Raw genomic sequence first — 22,893 nt, forward strand, 5'->3', positions numbered from 1 at the left:
ATATTACATTGCCCGTTATAATACAAAATTTTTGGATATCTAATCAATTTAGGCCCATAATTTTTAGCTTGCATTTTTATTTATTATTAATTAGATTTAATTTATTCATTTAATGATGTTAAATTAATTAATTTCTATGATTTGTTTAATATGTTTTATATTTTAAAAGTGTATTAAGCGTTTCTAAAAAAGAACCAGATTTTTGCTATACATGTTACAGAGGAGTTTATGGGCTCTAAAATAAGTAATGTAGAATACTTTCTCCCTTCAAAAGTGCTTAATAATATAGATCTTGAAGAAAAATTCAAGACATGGAGCTCGGAAAAGATAGAAAAAAAAACCGGTGTAAGAGAGCGGCACATTGCATTTGAAAATGAGACAGCCCTTGATTTGGCTTTTTCTGCCTCAAAAAAAATAATGAGTAAATATGATTCAGCACCCATTGATTTTATCCTTTTCTGTACTCAAAGCCCTGATTATTATCTGCCTGCAAATGCCTGTATTCTTCAGGATAGGCTGGATCTTCCAAAAAGTATAGGAGCGATGGATTTTAATCTCGGGTGCTCCGGATTTATTTACGGGCTTGCTGTTGCGAAAGGACTTATTGCATCCGGAATGGCTTCAAATATTTTATTTGTAACATCAGAGACATATTCAAAGCACATAAATGAAAATGACAAGAGTAATCTTACGATTTTTGGAGATGCGGCTGTAGCAGTAATTGTTAGTGTATCCGATAAAGAAAAAATAGGAGAATTTGTACTTGGCACGGACGGAAGCGGTTTTGAAAATTTGATTGTTCCCAACGGCGGTTTGAAGAATAGATTTAATCCGGATGCTCAGTTGAAGATTGATGAAAGCGGAAGCGGGCGGACTTTAAATGATTTGTACATGAACGGGCCCGAGATATTCAACTTTACAATTAAAGCTGTCCCTGAAGTAGTGGAAAATGTTTTAGAAAAAAACAATACATCTCTTAAGGATATTGACTATGTAATTTTCCATCAGGCAAACAAGTACATCATAGAATATTTGAGGAAAAAGTTGAATATTCCGGAGCATAAATTTTATGTTAATCTGATCAATACAGGCAATACGGTTTCGTGTACAATTCCCATAGCTTTAAAAAACAGCATGGAAGAATCTGTAATTAAAAAAGGAAGCCATGTCCTCCTTGTAGGTTTTGGCGTTGGATATTCATGGGGAGCAACAGTAATTACAATTTAACAAAAAGTTGATATTTTATGGACAGGGCAGTAATCAGAAGATATAAAAAAGGGGACAGCACAGGTATTTCAGAATTCATGAAAAGATGTTTCCTTGAGAATAATCGGATTGTGGTGCGCTCTCATGAACCGGAGTATTATAAATGGAAATATGAGACAAATCCTTATAGGGAACCTGTTGCCTGGGTTGCAGAATCGAAGAATAGGATTGTTGGCCTGATGAGTGCAATTCCAAGGATGCTTTGGATAAACGGCAGGGAAGTGCTTGTTGCAGAGAGCGGCGATACATTTGTAGATCCTGATTTTCGGGGTGGTAATATTTTTTTACGGCTGGCTCAAAAAGTTTATTCTGATTGTAATGAAAGAGGATTCAATTTTATATGTGGTATTCCTAATCCGGTTTCGTATCCAGTAATTACAAAAATTTTTATGTATAAGCCTCTGTTTATTTGTAAATCACTTGTACGGCCTTTAAATTTTGACATGATAATTCAAAAAAAGATACCAGTAAATGCAATTTCAAAATTGTTGGGAATGGGTATAAAAAAAATTTATAATACAATATGGAGTATAAACAAGGACGATTCAGTATTTATTAAGCAGGCAGAAAATGCAGATAGTGTTTTCGATCAATTATGGGAAAAGAATAGCATGTTTTTGAACTATGGTTTTGTCAAAGACAGTAAATATCTTAAATGGAGATTTTTTGATAACCCGGATGAATATAAGATTTTTAATCTCAGCGAACATGGAGAAACCATAGGCTGGATTTCCTTAAAGTTCAGTACGGTAGTTGGTTTTACTTTTGCTCAGATTGTAGATTATTTGCTGCCGAAAGAAAAGCACAAGGTTTATATCCGCTCCATAATAAATTTTTGTGCAGATACTGGAGTGGATTTTGCAGAAATTTGGGCTGTTTATGATTCAATGTTGTATTCGGAATTACGTAAAACAGGATTTATGTCAAGGAAAAAAGAATTTCGGTTTGTTATGAAAGAAAACAAAATGGAATTAATGCCCGAAATGCTAAATAAAAATTTATGGATATATAACCAGGCAGACAGTGATAATATTTAATGTCTGTAATTATAATATTATGAATAAACTTATTAAACATTGGAATCCGATATATCTTCAGATGCAGGAAATATTCTTGGGATGTCATCCGAGTTTTATATATGAGAATTCAGCAAGAGAATTGTCAAACAGTATACCTGTATTTATCTTTCATACTGTTAAACCTAAAGAATTTGAAGAGAAACTAGTATTCCTTAAGAAGAATAATTACATTATAATTACCGCTGAAGATATTTATCAGGTAATAACAGGTAAAAAAAAGATACGACCGAATACGGTATTGCTCACTTTTGATGACGGAAGAAAAAGTCTATGGTGTATTGCATTCCCGTTATTAAAAAAGTATGGTTTTAAAGCAACTGCCTTTATTATTCCGGGAATTATTAAAGATGAACTTACTGTAGGACCTAATATATATGATATTAATAAGGAAAATATAAATTATTCCGATATAGAAAATTGTGATAAAAGTTTAAGCCAGATTATCTCGTGGAAAGAGGCGGAGATAATGCATGAAAGCGGAGTAATTGACATACAGTGTCACACCAATTATCATTCAAGAATTCCTGTCAATCCAAAAATTGAGACATTTATTAATCCTGATTTGATAGACAGATATTTTTTTAAATTTGGTATTCCATTGCTTCAAAAAGTTAAACCTGATATTGATCAGTATAAATTGTTACTTGGAGCACCGGTTTATCAAAGTTATCCAGGGCAGTTGGGTCATAGAATGTACATTGAGGATATCAATCTTAGAAATTTTTGTGTGGAATATGTTAAAAATAATGGCAGGGAGGACTTTTTTAAAAATAGGTCATGGAAGAACGAGCTAAAATTTGTAGTAAAGAATTACAAAAAAGAACACAATGTTAATTATCAATACGAATCCAATGCTGATTTGAGAAGAAGAATATTAAATGATCTGTTAAGTGCAAAAGAACAAATTGAGCGCAAGATCCCTGGTAAGGTTATCCGGCACATTTCGTTTCCCTGGGGTATTGGTAGTAAAATCGCAATAGAAGTATTAAAAAAGGCCGGATATGTTTCTGCTTTTTGGAGGATTATTCCTCATAGGTCTTCTAATGAACTTGGGGACGATCCTTTTCGGATGGTAAGATTAAAACATGATTATATCTATAGACTTCCTGGACGTGGAAGAAAGTCACTGCCGGAAATATTCGGGTTTAAATTATTCAGGCGCATAACAGGAAAAATTTATTATTAATGCTATTTATTATTCTGGCATGAAAAAATTATCGAAAATATTTTTAAAGGCACTAACTAATGATAAAAAATATAAAAATTGAAAAAATAGACTTCTATTTGCCGGAAATTATCCTTCCAAACAGTGAATTAGGAAATATTTTTACAGATTGGGATTCGGAGAAAGTTGAATCTGGAACAGGCATAAAAGAACGTCGTATTTCTGCTGAAGATGAAACAGCCCTTGACATGGCGGAGAAAGCCGGACAGATGCTTCTTTCGAGTTATGATAAAAGTTCAATTGATTTCCTCATTCTATGTACACAGAGCCCTGAATATTATCTCCCAACAGGAGCATGTATTCTACAGGATAGACTGGGGCTTAAAGTAAATACGGGGGCTTTTGATTTTAACTTGGGCTGCTCCGGCTTTGTTTACGGACTTGCCGTAGCTAAGGGGTTAATTTTAAGCGGCAGTGCAAAAAAAATTCTTTTTATCACATCGGATACAATGTCCAAACATGTATTTGAGAAAGATAAAGGGAATAGAATTCTTTTTGGTGATGCAGCAGCAGGTGTAATTATCTCACCTTCCGATTCAGAAGGTGTGGGGCAGTTTGTTTTCGGGACTGATGGTTCGGGGTATAAGAATCTGATAGTACCAAACGGAGGGTTAAGGCACAGATTTGATCCCAAAGCACCTGAAGAAAGTGTACCTGGAACTGATTCAATACGTACCGATAACTATCTTTATATGAACGGCCCGGAGATATTTAATTTTACTATTGATGTTGTTCCAAAGACTGTTTATGATGTTCTTAAAAAAAACAAACTATCAATTGACCAGGTAGATTACTTTGTTTTTCATCAGGCAAATAAATTTATTATTAACTATCTGCGTAAAAAACTTAAAATTCCGGAGAATAAATTTTTTATTGATTTGGAAGAAACGGGGAATACTGTTTCTTCTTCAATACCAATAGGTTTAAAAAAATTACAGAATAAAGGAGCTATTGGAAAAGGCAGTAAGGTACTTGTCTGTGGTTTTGGTGTAGGATATTCATGGGCGGCAACAATTATAAATCTATAAGAAGGAGAGAAATAAAAGATGAAAAAGGATTATTTTATTGAATTACTGAAAGAAACTCTTGAGATTGATGAGTCCAGGCAAATTGATGAGAATACAGTACTTACTGAACTGGAAGAGTATGATTCTCTTTCAACTCTTGGTATTATTGCTCTTATTGATGAGCATTTTGGGAAGAAGTTATCAGGAGAATATCTGCAAAACATAACAACAGTAAAGAGCCTTATGGAGATGATTGGTGAAGATCAATTCAGTTAATTCTTCAAATTATTGGAATCCTATAAATCTGAAAGGCAGCACAGTTCTTGTTACAGGTGCTTCGTCAGGTATCGGTAGAGTATGTGCAATTTTTGCAAGTAAAGCTGGAGCAAATGTTATTCTTAGTGGAAGAGATAAGGGCAGGCTTGACCAGACATTTAGCGTTTTGAGCCAAGGCAGACATCATATTGTTTCACAGGATATTACTGAATATGATAAACTGGATTCAATCATTGCCGAATCTGTCAAAAAATGCGGCAAAATATCCGGATTTATTCATTGCGCAGGAATTGAGTTCACACTGCCTTTAAAAAATATGAATCCTAACTATTATAACAAACTTTTTTCCGTAAATATTATTTCAGGATTTGAGCTTGCAAGGATTATTGCAAAGAAGAAATACGTTAATGATAACGGAGCAGGTTTTGTTTTTATTTCATCAACAATGGGTGTTGTGGGGCAGTCAGGGCTTGTGGGGTATTGCGCAAGTAAAGGAGCTGTAATCTCCGGAAGTAAAGCAATGGCAATTGAACTTGCAGGGAAAAACATTAGGGTTAATACAATTGCAGCAGGCCATGTCAAAAACACAAAAATGTCTGAGGAGCTTTTTAACAGACTCCCGGAATCTGCTGTGAAAAAAATTAAAGAGATGCACCCTCTCGGACTTGGCCAACCTGAAGATATTGCAAATACTGCAGTTTTTTTATTATCACAAAGTGCAAAGTGGATAACAGGTGCTGTTATACCTGTTGACGGCGGTTATACGGCAGTATAAATTTGTGCCTAAAATGTAATAATTAATCCAGTTTTAATTTTAATCTGATTTATTTTTTGAGAAGTATATAACACTCTCCAGACTGAATAATAATCAAGAGATACATTGATTTTTTTATAAAAATTACTTAATATACAATTTAATTTAATTATAAGATAATCTAAACAATGAGAAGTTTATGAAAAATTTCAGAGAATATTTAAAAAAGAATATCGTTCTTTTTGACGGAGGAATGGGGTCGCTTATATACCAGAGAGGGATTTTATTTAATAAATCTTATGACGAACTCAATCTTTCCAATAAAAATCTTATACTATCCATACACAAAGAATACATTAATGCAGGTGCAGATGTAATAGAAACAAATACTTTCGGTGCAAATTTTTACAAGCTTAGACGACATAATATTGAAGATATTGTTTATAAAATCAATTTAAAAGGCGCTGAAATTGCAAGAGAAGCGGCAGATAATGATGTTTTTGTATGCGGATCAGTTGGGCCTCTCGGAGTTAAAATTGAACCTTGGGGAGAAATCTCATATAATGAAGCACGCGAAGCATTCAAAATTCAGATATCTGCGCTTGTTAAGGGTGGGGTAGATTTAATAATATTTGAAACCTTTCAGGAAATCACAGAGATTGAGCAGGCAATTTACGCAGCAAGGGAAGTTACGGATATCCCAATTATTGCGCAGATAGCTGTAAGAGATGACGGGAAAACTATTTTCGGGTTGTCTGCTGAAGATATATCAGTCCGGTTATGCAAAACCGAAGCTGATATAGCCGGAATGAACTGTGCAGTCGGCCCCAAATCAATGCTTGAGAACCTTGAAAAATTTATTCCTTTCTGCACAAAACCGGTTTCTGTCATGCCTAATGCAGGGAGAGCCCGATTTATTGAAGGCAGAACCATTTACATGTCCACTCCCGAATATTTTGGTATATACACAAGGCGCTTTATTGATGCAGGAGCACGAATTATAGGAGGCTGCTGCGGTACAAATCCTGATCATATAAAAAAAATGGCCGAATCTATCAGGCAGAAGCAGGGCAAAAAGGATGTAGAAATAAAAAGGGTCACTCTGCATGAAATAAAGAAAGAAATGCCGAAACCTGTAGAGAAAAGAGATAAATCCGACCTTGCTGAAAAGATAGTTGATAATAAATTTGTCACAATGGTAGAGATGGTGGCGCCGAGAGGCAATGACATATCAAAACAGATCAAAGGTTCAATGCTTCTGAAAAAATCAGGAGTTGATGTGGTGAATATACCTGACGGGCCAAGAGCTTCTGCAAGGATGAACGGCATGGCGCTTGCTCTTCGTATTCAGCAGGAAACAAAAATGGAGACTTTGCTACACTATACGTGCAGAGACAGAAATATTCTTGGAATGCAGTCTGACATGCTCGGAGCAGCTGCAATTGGAATAAAAAACATTCTTGCAATTACCGGAGATCCTCCGATGGTGGGTGATTACCCTGAAGCAACTGCTGTTTTTGATGTTGATTCCATAGGCCTTACAAACCTGATTTCAAATCTTAATAAAGGTTTTGATCTCGGAGGCAAAGCTATTGGCAAGCCTACCGGTTTTTTAATTGGAGTAGGAGCGGATCCAAACAGTATAAATCCTGAAAGAGAGATAAAAAGGCTGCGCTGGAAAATTGATGCAGGTGCTGAATTTGTAATAACTCAGCCGGTTTTTGACATTGATTCTCTTGTAAAATTTATTGATAAAGTGAGTGATCTAAATATACCTTTTATTGCAGGAATATGGCCTCTTGTTAGTCTGCGGAACGCTGAGTTTATGAGAAACGAAGTTCCAGGTGTAACTATACCTGATGAAATAATTGAAAAAATGAAAAGATTTTCTGATAAACAAGACCAATTCCGAATAGGAATAGATATAGCTAAATCAATGATAGATAAAGTTAAATCATTTGTAGGCGGCGTACAGATAAGCGCACCATTCAATAAATACAGTACAGCCGTTGAAGTTGCCGGACAAGTTTTGGAGAAAGATTAGGCCTGTGCTTTATTTTATTCCGTCGGAGGTTCATTGCAGGTTAAACATGTATTGATTGATTTCATCCTTAAAGAATGGCTGTTAACCGTCTCCATTGCAAGTTTAGTATTGGCATCAATTTATACTAAAAATTTTCCGGTCTATTCAACTCAGGAATTCCAGATATTATTTATCCTGTTTGTGCTTTTTATTGTAGTCAATGGGCTTCAGCGTAGCGGTTTAATATTAAAGCTGTCTCAAAGTATCGACGAGGGTAAAGCTATACCATTAAAACTATTAATAATTACATTTTTTTTATCAATGGTAATTACAAACGATATTACCTTGATCGTGATTGTACCGCTAACTCTTGCGCTTAATATAAACCGTAAAGATATTCTTGTTATATTTGAAGCCCTATCTGCGAATGCAGGATCTGCATTAACACCATTTGGCAATCCGCAAAATCTTTTTATCTACTGGTTCTACGGATTACACCCAATTGAATTTATTGCAGCGATTGCACCACTTTCAATAATTTTTTTATTAGTCTTGTTTGCTGCATCGCTATTTATTAAAACTAACAATTCACAGATATTTTCTGAAACCAAAAAAACCGGTAAATACGCATATATTTATGGAATTCTGCTTTTGATAGTACTGTTGATAGTGCTTCATGTGCTTCCTCTTATTGCAGGGTTAATTATAATTATTTTCGTACTATTTCGGGCTTGCTGAAAATATGAAAATAATATTTGAATCACGAATAAACCATTCTGCACATATTTTCCTGTTTTCTGCATTGGTTAGCCAGGTAATGAGCAACGTTCCGGCATCTTTATTATTTGCAAAATTTACTGAAAATTGGAAGGCATTACTTTGGGGTACGAATGTCGGAGGATTTGGAAGCCTTCTTGGGTCTTTTGCCAATCTGATCGCATACAAAATTTACGTCACACATGAAAGCACAAATAATTCCAGAGCATTCACAGGGAAATTCATTCTAATAGGATATACGGCGTTTTTTATGTCAATAGGACTGTATTTTTGTTTATACGGGTTTTAATTTTATTTACAAGCATCTGAAAAATTCCAACTCAACAAGTCCCAGGGATGTCATTTCCAAAATATTTTATCGGGGAAGACTCCAGTATATCCCCGTATGGGCGTGGTATTTGTAGAACGTAAATATTAAAATTAAATTTAGTCCAGTAGTGACGGGATATTTATTCTCGATAATTTTAATAATAAGATTCCTCAGTTGTTGCTGCTCCTTCGAAATGATAGATTATAAGAAAGTAAAAATTTTGAATTTGAAGGGAAATGGATGTTGAATCTTGAATGTTGAATTAAAAAGATCCATGTCTCGTCCTGTAAAAGTTTCACTTTAGAAGGAGGTGAAAATCCTTTTCACTTTTCACTGGAAGTATTGCCGAGAAGGATTCTCAATTAGTTTGTTGATAATCGATGCATCGTTCTCATTAAAAACATTTTTCAGATAGTAAAGGCCAACCATTAAACTAATTGTTTTACTCGGCCTGCATTGATCATTAGAATAATCTTTTTTAGGCTCTTGTTCAAAAAATGACCAGCCTATTGAATCTCTGCATATGAGAAGTTTCTGCATAATATTTACTATCCGAAGAATTTCAGTTGAATTCTATGTAAATTAATGACTTGTGGATATTAAAAATTCCTACAATATTTAATTTCAAAATTTTTGCTTGTAAAAGTGCCTGAATTTTCTAACTTTGACACAAGATAAAGTGTTTTTATAGGGCATTAGTACCCCTGTTAGTGATTTTATTTTCGAAGGTCAATCACTCACTAATTAAAGCAATTAGCCCTTTTATTCTCAAAATGTCGCAATTATGAGGCAACGATTAATTTATAAAAATATCAATTCCTCTAAAGTTGTTTTATTTTAGAGTTAATGCACTGTAATGAATTTAAATGAAACAAGTTGCCTTTTATCTCAAAATATTGCAATTTAACATTATTTTTATTTAAATCAAATAAAGGAAAATATTGTTATTATCATTTTGAAGATGGAAATGCGCTTTGTTAAGTAAAATCCGGTTTATTTAAGATACTAATCTATAGGCGGAAAACAAAAGGAGTTCCGATGTTTGAAAATTTTCCAAAATTGCGTCCCCTAATGCCAAAAGAAATCAAAGACATTTACTCAGGGCTTTACAAGTCAAATCGTGAAGGTCAGACAACCGCTTCGTCATTAGCACAGAAAATGGAGTCATGGTTACATAGGCAAGTCGCAAGTGATGTAGCCAACCTACAATATCCTGAAAAAACAACATTGGAGTTAGGTGCCGGCACACTTAATCAACTGCAATATGAGCCCGTAATTTACTCATATGACATAGTTGAGCCTTTCACTGATCTCTACAAATGTTCACCTCTTGTGGGAAGGGTTAGAAATATTTACTCGGATATTTCCGAAGTACCGGACAGTTGCCGCTATGACAGAATCACTTCAGTAGCCACACTTGAACATATCTGTAATTTGCCGGAAGTGATAGCGCTGAGTGGACTTTTGTTGGCAGAAAACGGCGTGTTTCGCTCAAGCGTTCCGAGCGAAGGAACATTGCTATGGACACTAGGTTGGAAGTTGACTACTGGGTTGGAGTTCAAAATAAAATATAGGCTTGATTATGGTTTGATAATGAAGTATGAGCATGTAAACACGGCAGATGAGATTGAGGAGATATTGGAGTATTTTTTCAAAAACGTTAAATGCAAGGTATTTGGGTTATCTAAGTCAATTTCTTTTTATCGGTACTATGAATGCCGTAATCCAAGAATTGATAGATGCCGTATGTTTTCAAGAACACCGAGTGCCTAACCTGAATTTATCCAAAAAATTCACGATAAATCGGGGCACGCCAGTGGAAAAGTAACTCCGTAAGGAAATAGGATAAATTTTTTACAAGCATTCTTTAAAACTTGCACTCAGGCTTTTGCTGGAGTTTTTCATCAAACGGTGTATAAAGCCTTATCATTGAATACATTTCCTGAATTAACACTTAGCTAAACTCAGTTAGCTAAGAGCGGTTGCCTGCCGAAAATATAGAGAAAAATAATTTTAAATTTGTTGTACCGTTCCGTGTGTTCCTATTATTATTTTTCAGATTTATTTGTAAAATTTATAATCAAATGAGCATTAAACAAAATCATATTATCTCAGCCTCTTTAAATTCTCCGGAAGTGCAATATCCCTAAAATATAGATTGATTTTTACTACCGATTTTTATTATATTATAGAATATATTTAATCTTGTTTAAAAGCATAGTAAAAAATTAAATAAAACAGCAGGAATGAGAGATGGATACCTACAATTTCAAAGAAGTTGAATCAAAATGGAAAAAGATATGGGAAGAAACAGAGCTGTATAAAACTGATTTAGATGATTTGAGTAAAAAATTATACTGCCTCGTAATGTTTATCTACCCCTCAGGAGACAGGCTTCACATAGGCCACTGGTATAATTATGCACCTACTGATACCTGGGCAAGATTTAAAAAGATGCAGGGCTTCAATGTTTTTGAACCTATAGGATATGATGCTTTCGGACTGCCTGCAGAAAATTATGCAATTAAAAAGGGCGTTCATCCTGCATTATCTACTGCTGAAAATATTGACGCTATACGCAAGCAGCTTAAAGATATAGGAGCAATGTATGATTGGTCCAAAGAGATAAATACAAGTGAGCCTGAATATTATAAATGGACCCAGTGGCTGTTTCTGCAGCTGTATAAAAACGGGTTGGCATACAAGAAAAAGGCTCCTGTCAACTGGTGCCCTTCATGTAAAACAGTACTTGCAAATGAACAGGTTGTAGAGGGAAAGTGCGAGAGATGCAATTCGGAAGTTATTCAAAAAGATCTTGAGCAATGGTTCTTTAAGATTACAGATTATGCTGATAAACTTTTAGAAGGGCTGAACAGAATAGATTGGCCGGAAAAAACAATTGCAATGCAGAAAAACTGGATTGGCAGAAGTGAAGGTGCGTGGATAAAGTTCAAACTTTCTGAATATGAGGAAGGAATCGAGGTCTTTACAACCAGGCCTGATACTCTGTGGGGTGTTACATACATGGTTCTTGCACCGGAACATAAACTTGTTCGGGAAATAACAAAACCGGAATATATGAACGATGTAGAATCTTATATTAAAGATACAGGAAAATCTTCAGAGATTGAAAGGACCTCCACAGAAAAGGAGAAAACAGGTGTTTTTACAGGGGCATTCTGTATTAATCCGGTGAATGGAGAAAACGTTCCTGTGTGGATTGCAGATTATGTCCTGGCAAGCTATGGTACTGGTGCTGTTATGGCTGTACCGGCTCACGATGAAAGGGATTTTGAATTCGCCAAAAAATACAGACTGCCGATAAAAGAAGTCATAAGCCCGGACGGTAATGACCATGATGAGCTTGATGGTGCTTATACTGAAAACGGAATAATGATAAATTCAGGCCCATTCTCAGGTGTTGATTCAAAGTCCGGCAAAAAACAAGTAATAGAGTATCTTGATGAAAAAGGATGGGGCGGGGCAAGAATTAACTACAAACTCAGAGATTGGCTTATCTCGCGACAGCGTTACTGGGGTGCGCCCATACCTGTGATTTTATGCGATTCCTGCGGCACGGTACCTGTACCGGAAAAGGATATTCCTATAATACTTCCGGAAGAAGTTCAATTTAAGGAAGGCGGAGAATCCCCTCTTTTAACTAACAAAGAGTGGGTTAAAACAAAGTGCCCTGTTTGCGGAAGGGAAGCGAGGCGTGAAGTTGATACAATGGATACATTTGTATGCTCTTCATGGTACTATCTAAGATATCCTACACCTCAGTTAAGCGATAAACCATTCGATAAAGAGATTGTTTCAAAGTGGCTTCCTGTTGATCAGTATGTCGGAGGAGCGGAACATGCTGTAATGCATCTTATGTACGCAAGGTTTATTACTAAAGTTCTTTATGATTTGAAATTAATAAATTTTGACGAACCTTTTTCGCGGCTTATTCATCAGGGTGTTATAACTAATAACGGTGCAAAGATGTCAAAATCACGTGGTAATGTGATTAATCCGGACATTTATATCCAAAAATTTGGATCTGACGTTTTTCGTATGTATATAATGTTTATGGGATCATATACAGATGGGGGCGACTGGTCGGATGAAGGGATATTTGGAATACACAGATTCCTGAATAGAGTGTGGCGTTTAATACGGATGATAAAAGAAAATCCTCCAAAGGGCAATGGAACAAATAATACGGAAGAACTTGAAAGGGTCCTTCACAATTCAATTAAACATACAACAATGGATCTGGAAAGATTCCATTTTAATACATGTATAAGCAGAATTATGGAACTTGTAAACTATATGTACCTTTATGTGCAGGATATAGATTCCAAAGATCAGGAAAAAGAAGTGCTTGATTCTGCCGTCAATAATCTGATAAAGTTAATTTCTCCTTTTGCCCCTCATTTTGGCGAAGAAATGTGGAGGGAAATAGGTAACAGGGATAGTATATTTTTGTCCGAGTGGCCAAAATGGGATGAGAATAAAATCAAGGAACAAAATACAACAATAGTAGTTCAGATAAATGGAAAATTAAGAACAAAATTTACAATGCCGGTCAATTCGTCTGATGATGTTGTTAGGGAAAGAGCCCTGTCTGACGAAAGAGTGAAAAACTATACAGAAGGAAGAGAGATTAAGAAAATAATTGTAGTGAAAAATAAACTGGTAAGCATTGCTGTTGCATGAAGATTGTGAAATAATTAAAATAACATATCCTGAATATTTATGGAACATGGAGTAAAATGTATAATTACAGAAGAATGGATTGGGGATTAAGCGGAGGCATTCTTACACCGGGTGTAAAGAATCTTCTTGTTGCAAACGGAGCAGTATATCTAATAAGCTTGGTTTTTGGCCCTAAGTTTGTTTATTTTTTCGGGCTGGTACCAAAGCTTGCACTTTCCCATTTTTATATTTGGCAATTTGCAACTTATATGTTTCTGCATGGCGGCCTGTTGCATTTGATCATAAATATGTATGCTTTATGGCTTTTTGGAACTGAAGTTGAGCGTATGTGGGGCACAAAAGTATTTTACAAATACTATTTTATTACAGGAATAGGAGCGGGCATAATACATTCTCTGATACTGCCTAATTCTCTCATTCCTACAATTGGCGCTTCAGGTGCAATAATGGGTATTCTAACAGCATACGCAGTACTTTTTCCCAACCGGGAACTGACATTGCTTCTGTTTTTCATTCTTCCCATAAGAATAAGAGCAAAAACTTTGGCTCTTTTGTTTGCAGCATTTTCTCTGTTAAGCGGAGCAATGGGATCAAGAGACGGTATTGCTCATTTCGCACATCTTGGAGGTATGCTTGTAGGTTATGTATATATGAAACGTTACAGTACAATAACTCTGCTCGTGGACAAAGTTAAAGAGTGGAAAAGAAAGAGGAATATGCATGTCTACGCTGACAAACAGGAAGAACTGGAGAAATTAAGAAGATTGGTAGATAAAATTCTTGACAAGGCAAATGAAGTGGGCATGGAAAATCTTACAAAAGAAGAAAAGCGCTTTCTAAAACATGCAAGCAAAATACTGAACAAAGAACGGAAATGAGCATCAAATATGAGTAATCAAAATTGTCATTTTTGTAAATTCACTATAATATTGATACTTGTTTATATTTTTGCGGGTATGAAAAGTACAGAAGCGCAGAGTCATATTACAAAGGCATGGATAAATGTCAGATATGCCGGATCAACAAAAATATATCAAATCCCTTCCCTGATAAAGGATAATATTATTTATGCATCATTAAAAGATTTTGCAGGTGCTCTTAATCTTGGATTTTTCTCAAATAAATCAAAAAAAAAAGAAGTTGTAAGGATTGGTTCGCGTTCTATCAAAGTAACATCTTATAATCCATTTATCCTGGTTGATGATAAAGTTTATCAATTGGCATTGAATCCTATTGAAAGCAATGGTGAAATTTTTGTCCCGCTTTCACATTTTCTCGGAATTACCGCTGTTTATCTGCCGCAGAAAGTTCTGTTTGACGAAAACAGGTTGAGTCTGTCTGTTAAATTTTCTCAGTATAACATTGTTGCAGTGGATATAAGTAAAAGGGAAAATGGTTATATTGTCACACTTAAAACAACAAAGCAGTTCAAAAATTCCGACATCGCAGCATCAATAAAACACAACTGGCTTAATATTACCGTATATGGCGGAAAACTTGACTCAGCTTCTCTTTTTACAAAAATTAAAAATCAGATTGTTGATCAGATTTTGCCATTTCAGTTTAAGAAATCGGCCTATCTCTCTCTTAAACTAAACAAAAAAGTACTTAGCCGCAAAGTATATGCAGGAGAAGATGAAATAGTTATTTCTTTGAGAACGCTCTCTTCAGTTGAGGTTACCGGAGATATTCTTGATAAGCAGAGAAAGAAATGGATTATAGATACAATTATTATTGATCCAGGACACGGTGGAAGACAACCCGGATGTATTGGAAAAACAGGGATAAAAGAGAAGGAAATTACTCTCGATATTGCAAAGCGATTAAAAAAACTCCTTGAAAAAAATACAAATCTTAAAGTGCTGCTTACTCATGAAATTGATAAAACCATGGGGTTAAAGGAACGTACACAATTTGCAAACAAAAATAATGGAAAATTGTTTATAAGCATTCATGTTAATGCAACAACAAATCATAGTGCAAGAGGATTTTCAACATGGGTTCTTGGACACGGGAAAAGCAAGCAGGCGCTTCAGGTGGCTGAAAAGGAAAACTCTGTAATCCAGTTTGAAGATTCTCCCGAATCATATAAGGATTTTGGCGATGCTGCACATATCTTAAATGCAATTGCAAATAGTTCATATCAGAAGGAAAGTATGGATCTCGCACAGATTGTAAATAAAGAGATGAAAAAATATACTAAAATCCCTATGTGGGGAAAGGGTGTTTATCAGGCAGGGTTTTATGTCCTTATAGGAGCTGCAATGCCGCGGATACTTATTGAAACAGCCTTTCTTTCAAATAAGTATGAGGAGCGGCTCCTTAGAACAAGATCATTCAGGCAAAAGGTCGCTATGGCGATTTTTAAAAGCATAAAAATATTCAAAAAAAAATATGAACAAGGAATAGGTTGAAAGATGAGTGATGACAGGCCAATAGGAGTTTTTGATTCGGGAATAGGCGGGCTTACTGTTGTTCATGAATTATTAAAACAGCTTCCAGGGGAGAGTATTGTATATTTCGGAGATACTGCAAGGGTTCCTTATGGCTCCAAATCTCCTGATGTTGTAAAAAAATTCGGGCTTCAGGATATTCTGTTTTTATTACAGCAGAATGTAAAGGTTGTTATTGCTGCATGCCACACAGTGTCATCTGTTGCGCTTGATGATTTAAATCGGATATTCCATCTTCCGATTCTCGGGGTTGTGGATCCCGGAGTAAAGGCTGCTTCCGAATCTACGCTAAACGGGAAAATAGGTGTAATCGGCACAAGGGGAACAATTGCCAGTAAGTCCTATGATTTGAAGTTAGAACAGATATCTGATAAAATTTCAGTATTCACTCAAGCGTGCCCTTTGTTTGTCCCCCTCGCTGAAGAGGGTTGGCTTGATAATGAAATTACAGAAAAAATAGCAGAAATTTATCTTAGGCCTTTAAAAGAAAAAGGTATTGATACTCTTATCCTCGGGTGTACTCATTATCCTCTTTTAAAGGGTGTGATCAGAAGGGTGCTGGGGGAAAATGTAAAAATTATTGATTCAGCGGAGGAGACAGCGAAGCTTGTATCAAGAAGGCTCAAAATTCTCAAAATGGAAAACAGCAAAAATAATAAAGTACAGCATAAATATTTTGTAAGTGATATACCTCACCAATTTAGAGAAATCGGAGAGCGGTTTCTCGGCAGGGATATTGGCTTTGTAACAAAGGTTGATATTGAAGGCGAGGTGTCAGACAGTGCAGCAAATGCAGTAAAAATTGTACCTGCAGTTAAGAAAAATTAGACGATTAACAAACAATTTTTACCAAGTACTGCTAATGTAAAATATTTATTTGTAAAGAGATGTATATTAAATTCGTAATAATAAATTAAACAGCAGAATATTATCGTTAAATAAACACTGGTTTTGCGCTTTATGTCAGACATCTTTCATCGGGTACTTTTTGTTTGCATTTTTTAATTGAAACAGTTATATTGAACGAATTCATAAAAATTAATTCTAAAGGATGAGGGGGTGTTTTTATTGAAATTAACTCCTCTTGAAATTAAGAAACAACGTTTTAAGCAGAAAGTCAGAGGATATGATCCGGTAGAGGTGGAAACCTTTCTCGAGATGGTAGCAGACGAGTATGAAACTGTAGTCGCAGAAAAAACAAAACTTGCAGCAGAGGTGTCAAAACTTCGTGTTCAGCTTAGTGACTACAGGCAGGTTGAGAAGACATTGCAGGAAACCTTGATGAATGCTCAGGAGAATGTAAATCAATCCCGGGAAAATTCCAAGCGCGAAGCTGAGATTATGCTTAGAGAAGCAGAGTTGAAATCTGAGAAAATATTGGATGAAGCAAGAGAAAAATTAGACAGAATGAAGAATGAAGTGTCTATTCTTAAAGCACAGAAAGAATCTTTTGCTAAACGGCTAAAGCATCTGCTTGAGTCGCAGATTGAGCTTATAAAAGTGCTTGAGATTGATGATGATTTCGGCCGGAAAGAGGCAGGGCAAAATACAACATTCAGGCCAGCAGCACAGTCTAATATTAAAAGAGAGTAATTGATATAAAATTTAGGACAGTATAAGTATATTTTATTTTTCAAAATATTTGGAGGCAGTTATGCATAGGAAAATCGTTGCCGCTCTGTTTATTTTTATGGGATTGATGATAATGTCAGGTTGTGCTCACTGGAATGAAGTAATGTATAATGATTTAAAACAGGATAATACTGCAAGAATTACCCTGGTTTCCGGAGAAACAATGAATGGCACAGTTAAAAAGATTGAACCTCATCAGATTGTTATCTTGAAAGATGGAAGGCTGCATAATATATCGAAATCTTCCATACAAAGTGTAAAAATATTACCTCCTGTTTATGATGATTTGGGGAATTGTATTTCCGAATATGATATACGTAAAGTGAAGAAAAACAAAAATGCACTAATTTATGGGTTGGGGGGCGGAGCTTTAAGTTCCGGTACAAGTTTGTTTATTAGTTCAATGCTTGCGGGTGAAAACGCGACGAAAAGCACGGTTTTCGGTGAAACTGCAGCAGGAACTGCAGTAGGCACATTTCTGTTTGTTAAGGCAGGTATGGCAAAAGACAGAAAAGAGGCAATTGAAAAGATAAAGCAAGAACGGCAGGCAAGAGTTCTTAAAAAACGTAAGGTTAAAAAGAACGATCAGACAAATATGCGGGATTTAATTAATAAAGAAAAAGCAAAACAGCAGACTCTTCAAAAAGAGAGAGAAGAGCTATTAAAAAAATTAAATAAGAAGAAAAAATAATTAAAAAATGAGAATTTTATGTCTGTGTCCACAGGAATTATAGGGGGCAGCGGGCTTTATCAGATAGAAAATATTTCCGATATCAAGTGGATTCGAATTGATACTCCATTTGGTGAAACTTCTGATAAATTCTGTATTGGTAAATTATTCGGGAAAGAAATTGCTTTTCTGCCGAGGCATGGAAGGCATCACTCCCTGATGCCTTCTGAAATAAATTACAGAGCAAATATATGGGCGATGAAGAGTCTTGGTGTAGAGCGTATTATTTCCGTATCAGCCGTGGGATCATTTAGAGAAGAAATACTGCCAAGGGATATTGTCCTGATTGACCAGTTTATTGACAGGACAAAGGGAAGTACAGCATCAACATTTTTCGGAGATGGTATTGTTGCACATATAAGTTTCTCTCATCCGGTTTGCGAGGATTTAAGGCATCTTATCTATGAAGCCGGACAGGAAGAAGGGGATGGTGCCAGGCTTCATTATGGCGGTACATACCTGAATATGGAAGGCCCTGCGTTTTCAACGCGTGCAGAATCTCTGCTTTATAAATCATGGGGCGCAGATGTAATCGGAATGACAAATCTGTATGAAGCGCGTCTTGCAAGAGAAGCAGAGATATGCTATGCATCTATGGCAATGGTCACGGATTATGACAGCTGGAAGGAAAATAATCCTGATGCTTCGGTTTCACTCGAAATGGTGATAGAAAATTTAATAGTAAACACGGAGACTGCAAAAAAAATAATCAAATATGTTATTAAAAATATGCCGGAAGAACGTTCGTGTTCATGCAGAAATGCACTTGAAAACGCAATAATTACAAAACCGGCTGACATTCCCTTAAAAACAAAAGAACGACTTTCTATTCTAATAGGTAAATACATATAAATTTGGGAGATTTGACAAAAGTGCATTTTAAGGAAGTAAAAACACCTCTTAATTATACGAAAATTGAAAAAGAAATATTAAAATTCTGGGAAGATAATAATATTTTTCAGAGATCAATAGAAGAGAGATCGGAAAATAACTCTTTTGTATTCTATGAGGGCCCTCCTACTGCAAATGGCAGGCCCGGCATACATCATGTAATATCAAGAACTATTAAGGATTTTGTATGCAGATTTAAAACCATGAAGGGGTATAGAGTTGAAAGAAAAGCAGGCTGGGATACTCATGGGCTTCCGGTTGAAATAGAGATAGAGAAAGAGCTGGGATTTGAGACAAAGGATCAAATCGAAGCTTATGGTGTTGACAAATTTAATAAAAAATGCAGAGATTCTGTTTTTAAATATCTTCAAGAGTGGAATGAGCTTACCAGAAGAATGGCATATTGGGTTGACCTTAAGCAGCCTTATATTACTTACGAGGATAATTATATAGAAACTGTTTGGTGGCTGCTTGCTCAGTTATGGAAGAAAAATCTATTATATCAGGGATTTAAAATTCTGCCTTACTGCCCAAGATGCGAAACTGCATTATCAAGCCATGAAGTCTCTCTTGGTTATAAAGATGTAACTGAAAGAGCAGTAACTCTTAAATTTAAATTAAGAGATGGGGAGAATAGATTTATCCTTGCATGGACAACAACTCCATGGACATTGCCGGGTAATGTAGCTCTTGCAGTAGGGCCTGATATAACTTATGTTGAAATAGAACAAGAGTTTAATGGGAAAAAAGAACATTACTTCCTTGCAGAGGATAGGCTTGAAATTATAAAGGGTGAATTCCAGGTTATAAGGAAATTACCTGGCAAAGAAATAACAGGCTGGGAGTATGAACCCCTGTTTGATTTTATTGATCTTTCAGATGATGAACATAAGGCATATTATGTAGCCGAAGCAGATTTTGTAACTACTGATGAAGGTACCGGTGTTGTGCATACTGCTGTGATGTACGGAGAAGATGATTACAGGCTCGGATTGAAAATCGGGCTGCCTGCACGCCATACTGTGGACCAGCATGGAAAATTTAACGAACTTGTTAAAAAATGGCAGGGAAGGCCTGTAAAGGATTTTGATACTGAAACAGAGATTATTTCCTATTTATTCGAAAATAACAGGCTCTATGCTAAGGAAAAGTATACTCACTCTTATCCGCATTGCTGGAGATGCGATTCTCCCATACTCTATTATGCCAAAAAGTCATGGTATGTTAAAACAACAGAACTAAAATCAAAATTAATTGAAAATAACAAGAAGATTAACTGGTTCCCAAAAGAAGTTGGGAGCGGAAGATTTGGAACATGGCTTGAAAATAATGTTGATTGGGCTATATCAAGAAGCAGATATTGGGGAACTCCGCTTAATATATGGATTTGTGAAGAATGTGATAATCGAATAGCTGTTGATAGTATTGATATGTTAAAAGAACTTTCCGGTGCTGATAAAATAGAGGATCTTCATAAGCCGAACATTGATAATTTGAATGTTAAATGCCCGAAATGCGGCGAGCATATGACAAGAACTCCTGAAGTAATAGACTGCTGGTTTGATTCAGGTGCAATGCCTTATGCTCAAATTCACTATCCTTTTGAAGGCGAAGAACCATTTAAAAATGGCTTCCCCGCTGATTTCATTGCTGAAGGAGTAGATCAGACAAGGGGATGGTTTTATTCTCTTCTTGCAATATCAACATTAATTTCCGGTGTGCCTTCATATAAAAACTGCCTTTCAGTAGAAATGATTCTTGATAAAGACGGGCAAAAAATGTCAAAATCAAAAGGGAATACGGTAAATCCTTTTGAAATTTTTGATGTTGAAGGCGCAGATGCTTTAAGATGGTATCTTTTTACTGTAAGCCCCCCATGGGTACCTACAAAGTTTGACAGAGAAGGCGTAAAGGAGGTTTTAAGAAAATTTCTTGGAACACTGGCAAATACATACTCCTTTTTTGTGATGTATGCAAATATTGATAATTTTAAACCTGGTGAATATAACATACCTGTTGATAAGCGTCCTGAGATAGACAGATGGCTTATTTCAGCGAGAAATTCATTGGTTAAGAATGTAAATAAATTACTTGAACGCTATGATGTCACAAAAGCAGCGAGGGCTATTCAGGAGTTTGCTATTGATGATCTTTCAAACTGGTATGTAAGGAGAAATAGAAGAAGATTCTGGAAATCTGAAAAAGGAGATGACAAATTTGCCGCATTTGAAACTTTATACGAAACACTTTTAACAGTTTCTCAACTTTCAGCTCCCTTTATTCCGTTTTTATCTGAAGAGATATATAGGAATCTTTCAACAGAGATTACCAGCTCCGCTGATAGTGTGCATCTTTCATCCTTCCCGGATAATGAAGATGAACAATTTAAATACATAGATAAAGATCTTGAAGACAGAATGGATATTGCAAGAAGACTTGTTGCGATGTGCAGATCTGCAAGAAATGATGCTAAAATCAAAGTAAGACAGCCTCTTGACAAAGTATATATTAACATTCAGGGAGAGAAGAGAAAAAAATCTGCTTTATTGCTTAAAGGGCTCATCCTTGAGGAAATAAATGTAAAAGACTTTGATCTTGTTGGGGATACGAAGCTATTCTTAATTAAAAAAGCGGTTCCTGTTTTTAGCAGACTCGGGCCGGTATTCGGGAAAGATGTTAATTCTGCAGCAGAAGCAATAAGAAATCTTTCTGAAAAAGAAGTTGAAGAACTTTCAGAAAATGGAAAATTGATGATCAGAGTTAAAGAGAATGATATAGAAATTAATATAGGCATGGTTGAAATTGAATTACAGCCAAAAGAAGGTTTTGCAATTCAGAGGGACGGCGATATTACAATAGCCCTTGATACTCATATTTCCGATGAACTTAAAACTGAAGGTTTTGCACGTGAGTTTGTTAACAGAGTTCAGAATATGAGGAAAGAGGCTGATTATAATGTTACTGACAGAATAGAAGTGTATTATAAGCCTGAAGATGGCGTTGATAAGCTTATTGAAAAAATGAAAGATTATATAGCCAAAGAAGTTCTTGCAATTTTTATTAAACCGGAATTAATTGATGCTGATTTAATAAAAGAATTGGCACTTGATAATTTAAAAGTTACAGTAGGGATAAAAAGAGCAGAATCTAAATTTAATTAGCAGGTTTTATTTTTTACCCTGAAAAGCTGGAGGAAAAGCAGGAATGAACAAAAAGGACTTGGAATTTTATAAAAAGCTTTTGCTGAAGAAAAGAGAAGAGATGCTCGAACAGATGCAATTCATTAAAGCAAATGAGATGGATTCAACAATAAAAGAAGCATCAGGAGACCACTCTTCCTATTCTTTTCACATGGCGGATCAGGGAACTGATACAAGCGAACGGGAAAAGAGTTTCTTTTATGCACAGAGAGACGGTCGTTATCTGTACCATCTTGATAAAGCATTAGAGAGAATTAACGATGGAACATACGGTTATTGTGAATTATGTAAACAGCCGATAAGTAAGGAAAGGCTTAAAGCAGTTCCCCATGCACGTCTTTGCATAGCATGTAAAAATAAAGAAGAGAAATAATAACTAATTGACTGGTGGAAATATTGAAAACAGGAATTGTTATAGGATTGGTGATACTTTTTGATCAGGTTACAAAGCTTCTAATAAGAAATTATATGGCAATAGGCCAGTCAATTAAGGTTGTCGGAAATTTTATAAGATTTACCTATGTTGAAAATCCGGGGATTGCATTCGGTATTCATATAAATAATAC

General features: G+C 35.6%; 21 protein-coding genes. 20 read left to right on the forward strand and 1 reads right to left on the reverse strand.

What is annotated here, in order from left to right:
• Nucleotides 1-228: 228 nt before the first annotated feature.
• The 9 genes from J7K93_00310 (at nucleotide 229) to J7K93_00350 (ending at nucleotide 8,696) form a co-directional block, all read left to right on the forward strand.
• Nucleotides 229-1,227 carry a ketoacyl-ACP synthase III gene (locus J7K93_00310; protein ID MCD6115431.1) on the forward strand — a complete coding sequence of 333 codons (999 nt, stop codon included), beginning with the start codon at nucleotides 229-231 and terminating at the stop codon, nucleotides 1,225-1,227.
• A 17-nt stretch (nucleotides 1,228-1,244) separates the two neighbouring features.
• Nucleotides 1,245-2,303 carry a GNAT family N-acetyltransferase gene (locus J7K93_00315; GenBank protein ID MCD6115432.1) on the forward strand — a complete coding sequence of 353 codons (1,059 nt, stop codon included), beginning with the start codon at nucleotides 1,245-1,247 and terminating at the stop codon, nucleotides 2,301-2,303.
• Between the two features lie 19 nt (nucleotides 2,304-2,322).
• Complete coding sequence (locus tag J7K93_00320) at nucleotides 2,323-3,531, forward strand: polysaccharide deacetylase family protein (GenBank protein MCD6115433.1); 1,209 nt, start codon at nucleotides 2,323-2,325, stop codon at nucleotides 3,529-3,531.
• A gap of 59 nt (nucleotides 3,532-3,590) precedes the next feature.
• The gene (locus J7K93_00325) at nucleotides 3,591-4,598 is read left to right on the forward strand and encodes a ketoacyl-ACP synthase III (GenBank protein ID MCD6115434.1); all 1,008 of its coding nucleotides are present in this window, start codon (nucleotides 3,591-3,593) and stop codon (nucleotides 4,596-4,598) included.
• Between the two features lie 18 nt (nucleotides 4,599-4,616).
• Nucleotides 4,617-4,853, forward strand: a complete 237-nt coding sequence (locus J7K93_00330; GenBank protein ID MCD6115435.1) for an acyl carrier protein — start codon at nucleotides 4,617-4,619, stop codon at nucleotides 4,851-4,853.
• 22 nt (nucleotides 4,854-4,875) lie between these two features.
• Entirely contained in the window at nucleotides 4,876-5,628 is a 753-nt protein-coding gene (locus J7K93_00335; protein ID MCD6115436.1) for an SDR family oxidoreductase, read from the forward strand.
• A 178-nt stretch (nucleotides 5,629-5,806) separates the two neighbouring features.
• Nucleotides 5,807-7,651, forward strand: coding sequence for a bifunctional homocysteine S-methyltransferase/methylenetetrahydrofolate reductase (locus J7K93_00340; GenBank protein ID MCD6115437.1), 1,845 nt, complete (start codon nucleotides 5,807-5,809; stop codon nucleotides 7,649-7,651).
• A gap of 33 nt (nucleotides 7,652-7,684) precedes the next feature.
• Nucleotides 7,685-8,368: a hypothetical protein gene (locus J7K93_00345; protein ID MCD6115438.1), complete on the forward strand. Its 684-nt coding sequence runs from the start codon at nucleotides 7,685-7,687 to the stop codon at nucleotides 8,366-8,368.
• A gap of 4 nt (nucleotides 8,369-8,372) precedes the next feature.
• Nucleotides 8,373-8,696 carry a hypothetical protein gene (locus tag J7K93_00350; protein MCD6115439.1) on the forward strand — a complete coding sequence of 108 codons (324 nt, stop codon included), beginning with the start codon at nucleotides 8,373-8,375 and terminating at the stop codon, nucleotides 8,694-8,696.
• Between the two features lie 351 nt (nucleotides 8,697-9,047).
• Here the strand turns inward: J7K93_00350 and J7K93_00355 are convergent, their stop codons facing one another.
• Nucleotides 9,048-9,257, reverse strand: a complete 210-nt coding sequence (locus J7K93_00355; GenBank protein ID MCD6115440.1) for a hypothetical protein — start codon at nucleotides 9,255-9,257, stop codon at nucleotides 9,048-9,050.
• A 498-nt stretch (nucleotides 9,258-9,755) separates the two neighbouring features.
• On the opposite strand from J7K93_00355, the gene J7K93_00360 reads away from it, so the two are divergent.
• The 11 genes from J7K93_00360 to J7K93_00410 all read left to right on the forward strand — a co-directional run.
• Entirely contained in the window at nucleotides 9,756-10,490 is a 735-nt protein-coding gene (locus J7K93_00360; protein ID MCD6115441.1) for a class I SAM-dependent methyltransferase, read from the forward strand.
• 480 nt (nucleotides 10,491-10,970) lie between these two features.
• Nucleotides 10,971-13,421 carry a leucine--tRNA ligase gene (locus J7K93_00365; GenBank protein ID MCD6115442.1) on the forward strand — a complete coding sequence of 817 codons (2,451 nt, stop codon included), beginning with the start codon at nucleotides 10,971-10,973 and terminating at the stop codon, nucleotides 13,419-13,421.
• A 56-nt stretch (nucleotides 13,422-13,477) separates the two neighbouring features.
• A complete protein-coding gene (locus J7K93_00370) occupies nucleotides 13,478-14,299 on the forward strand; it encodes a rhomboid family intramembrane serine protease (protein ID MCD6115443.1) in 822 nt (273 codons plus the stop codon).
• Nucleotides 14,300-14,377: 78 nt separating this feature from the next.
• Nucleotides 14,378-15,835 carry an N-acetylmuramoyl-L-alanine amidase gene (locus tag J7K93_00375; GenBank protein ID MCD6115444.1) on the forward strand — a complete coding sequence of 486 codons (1,458 nt, stop codon included), beginning with the start codon at nucleotides 14,378-14,380 and terminating at the stop codon, nucleotides 15,833-15,835.
• A gap of 3 nt (nucleotides 15,836-15,838) precedes the next feature.
• Entirely contained in the window at nucleotides 15,839-16,702 is an 864-nt protein-coding gene (locus tag J7K93_00380) for a glutamate racemase (GenBank protein MCD6115445.1), read from the forward strand.
• A 240-nt stretch (nucleotides 16,703-16,942) separates the two neighbouring features.
• Nucleotides 16,943-17,467 carry a DivIVA domain-containing protein gene (locus tag J7K93_00385; protein ID MCD6115446.1) on the forward strand — a complete coding sequence of 175 codons (525 nt, stop codon included), beginning with the start codon at nucleotides 16,943-16,945 and terminating at the stop codon, nucleotides 17,465-17,467.
• 61 nt (nucleotides 17,468-17,528) lie between these two features.
• Nucleotides 17,529-18,197 (forward strand): hypothetical protein, encoded by a 669-nt coding sequence (locus J7K93_00390; protein MCD6115447.1) that lies wholly within the window; start codon nucleotides 17,529-17,531, stop codon nucleotides 18,195-18,197.
• An 18-nt stretch (nucleotides 18,198-18,215) separates the two neighbouring features.
• Nucleotides 18,216-19,088: an S-methyl-5'-thioadenosine phosphorylase gene (mtnP, locus tag J7K93_00395; protein ID MCD6115448.1), complete on the forward strand. Its 873-nt coding sequence runs from the start codon at nucleotides 18,216-18,218 to the stop codon at nucleotides 19,086-19,088.
• Nucleotides 19,089-19,108: 20 nt separating this feature from the next.
• Nucleotides 19,109-22,288, forward strand: a complete 3,180-nt coding sequence (locus tag J7K93_00400) for an isoleucine--tRNA ligase (protein ID MCD6115449.1) — start codon at nucleotides 19,109-19,111, stop codon at nucleotides 22,286-22,288.
• A gap of 43 nt (nucleotides 22,289-22,331) precedes the next feature.
• Nucleotides 22,332-22,700, forward strand: a complete 369-nt coding sequence (locus J7K93_00405; GenBank protein ID MCD6115450.1) for a TraR/DksA C4-type zinc finger protein — start codon at nucleotides 22,332-22,334, stop codon at nucleotides 22,698-22,700.
• Between the two features lie 11 nt (nucleotides 22,701-22,711).
• On the forward strand, nucleotides 22,712-22,893 hold a 182-nt coding region (locus J7K93_00410), incomplete at its 3' end, for a signal peptidase II (protein MCD6115451.1).

The organism is bacterium (assembly GCA_021158245.1).
Taxonomy (GTDB): domain Bacteria; phylum Zhuqueibacterota; class QNDG01; order QNDG01; family QNDG01; genus QNDG01.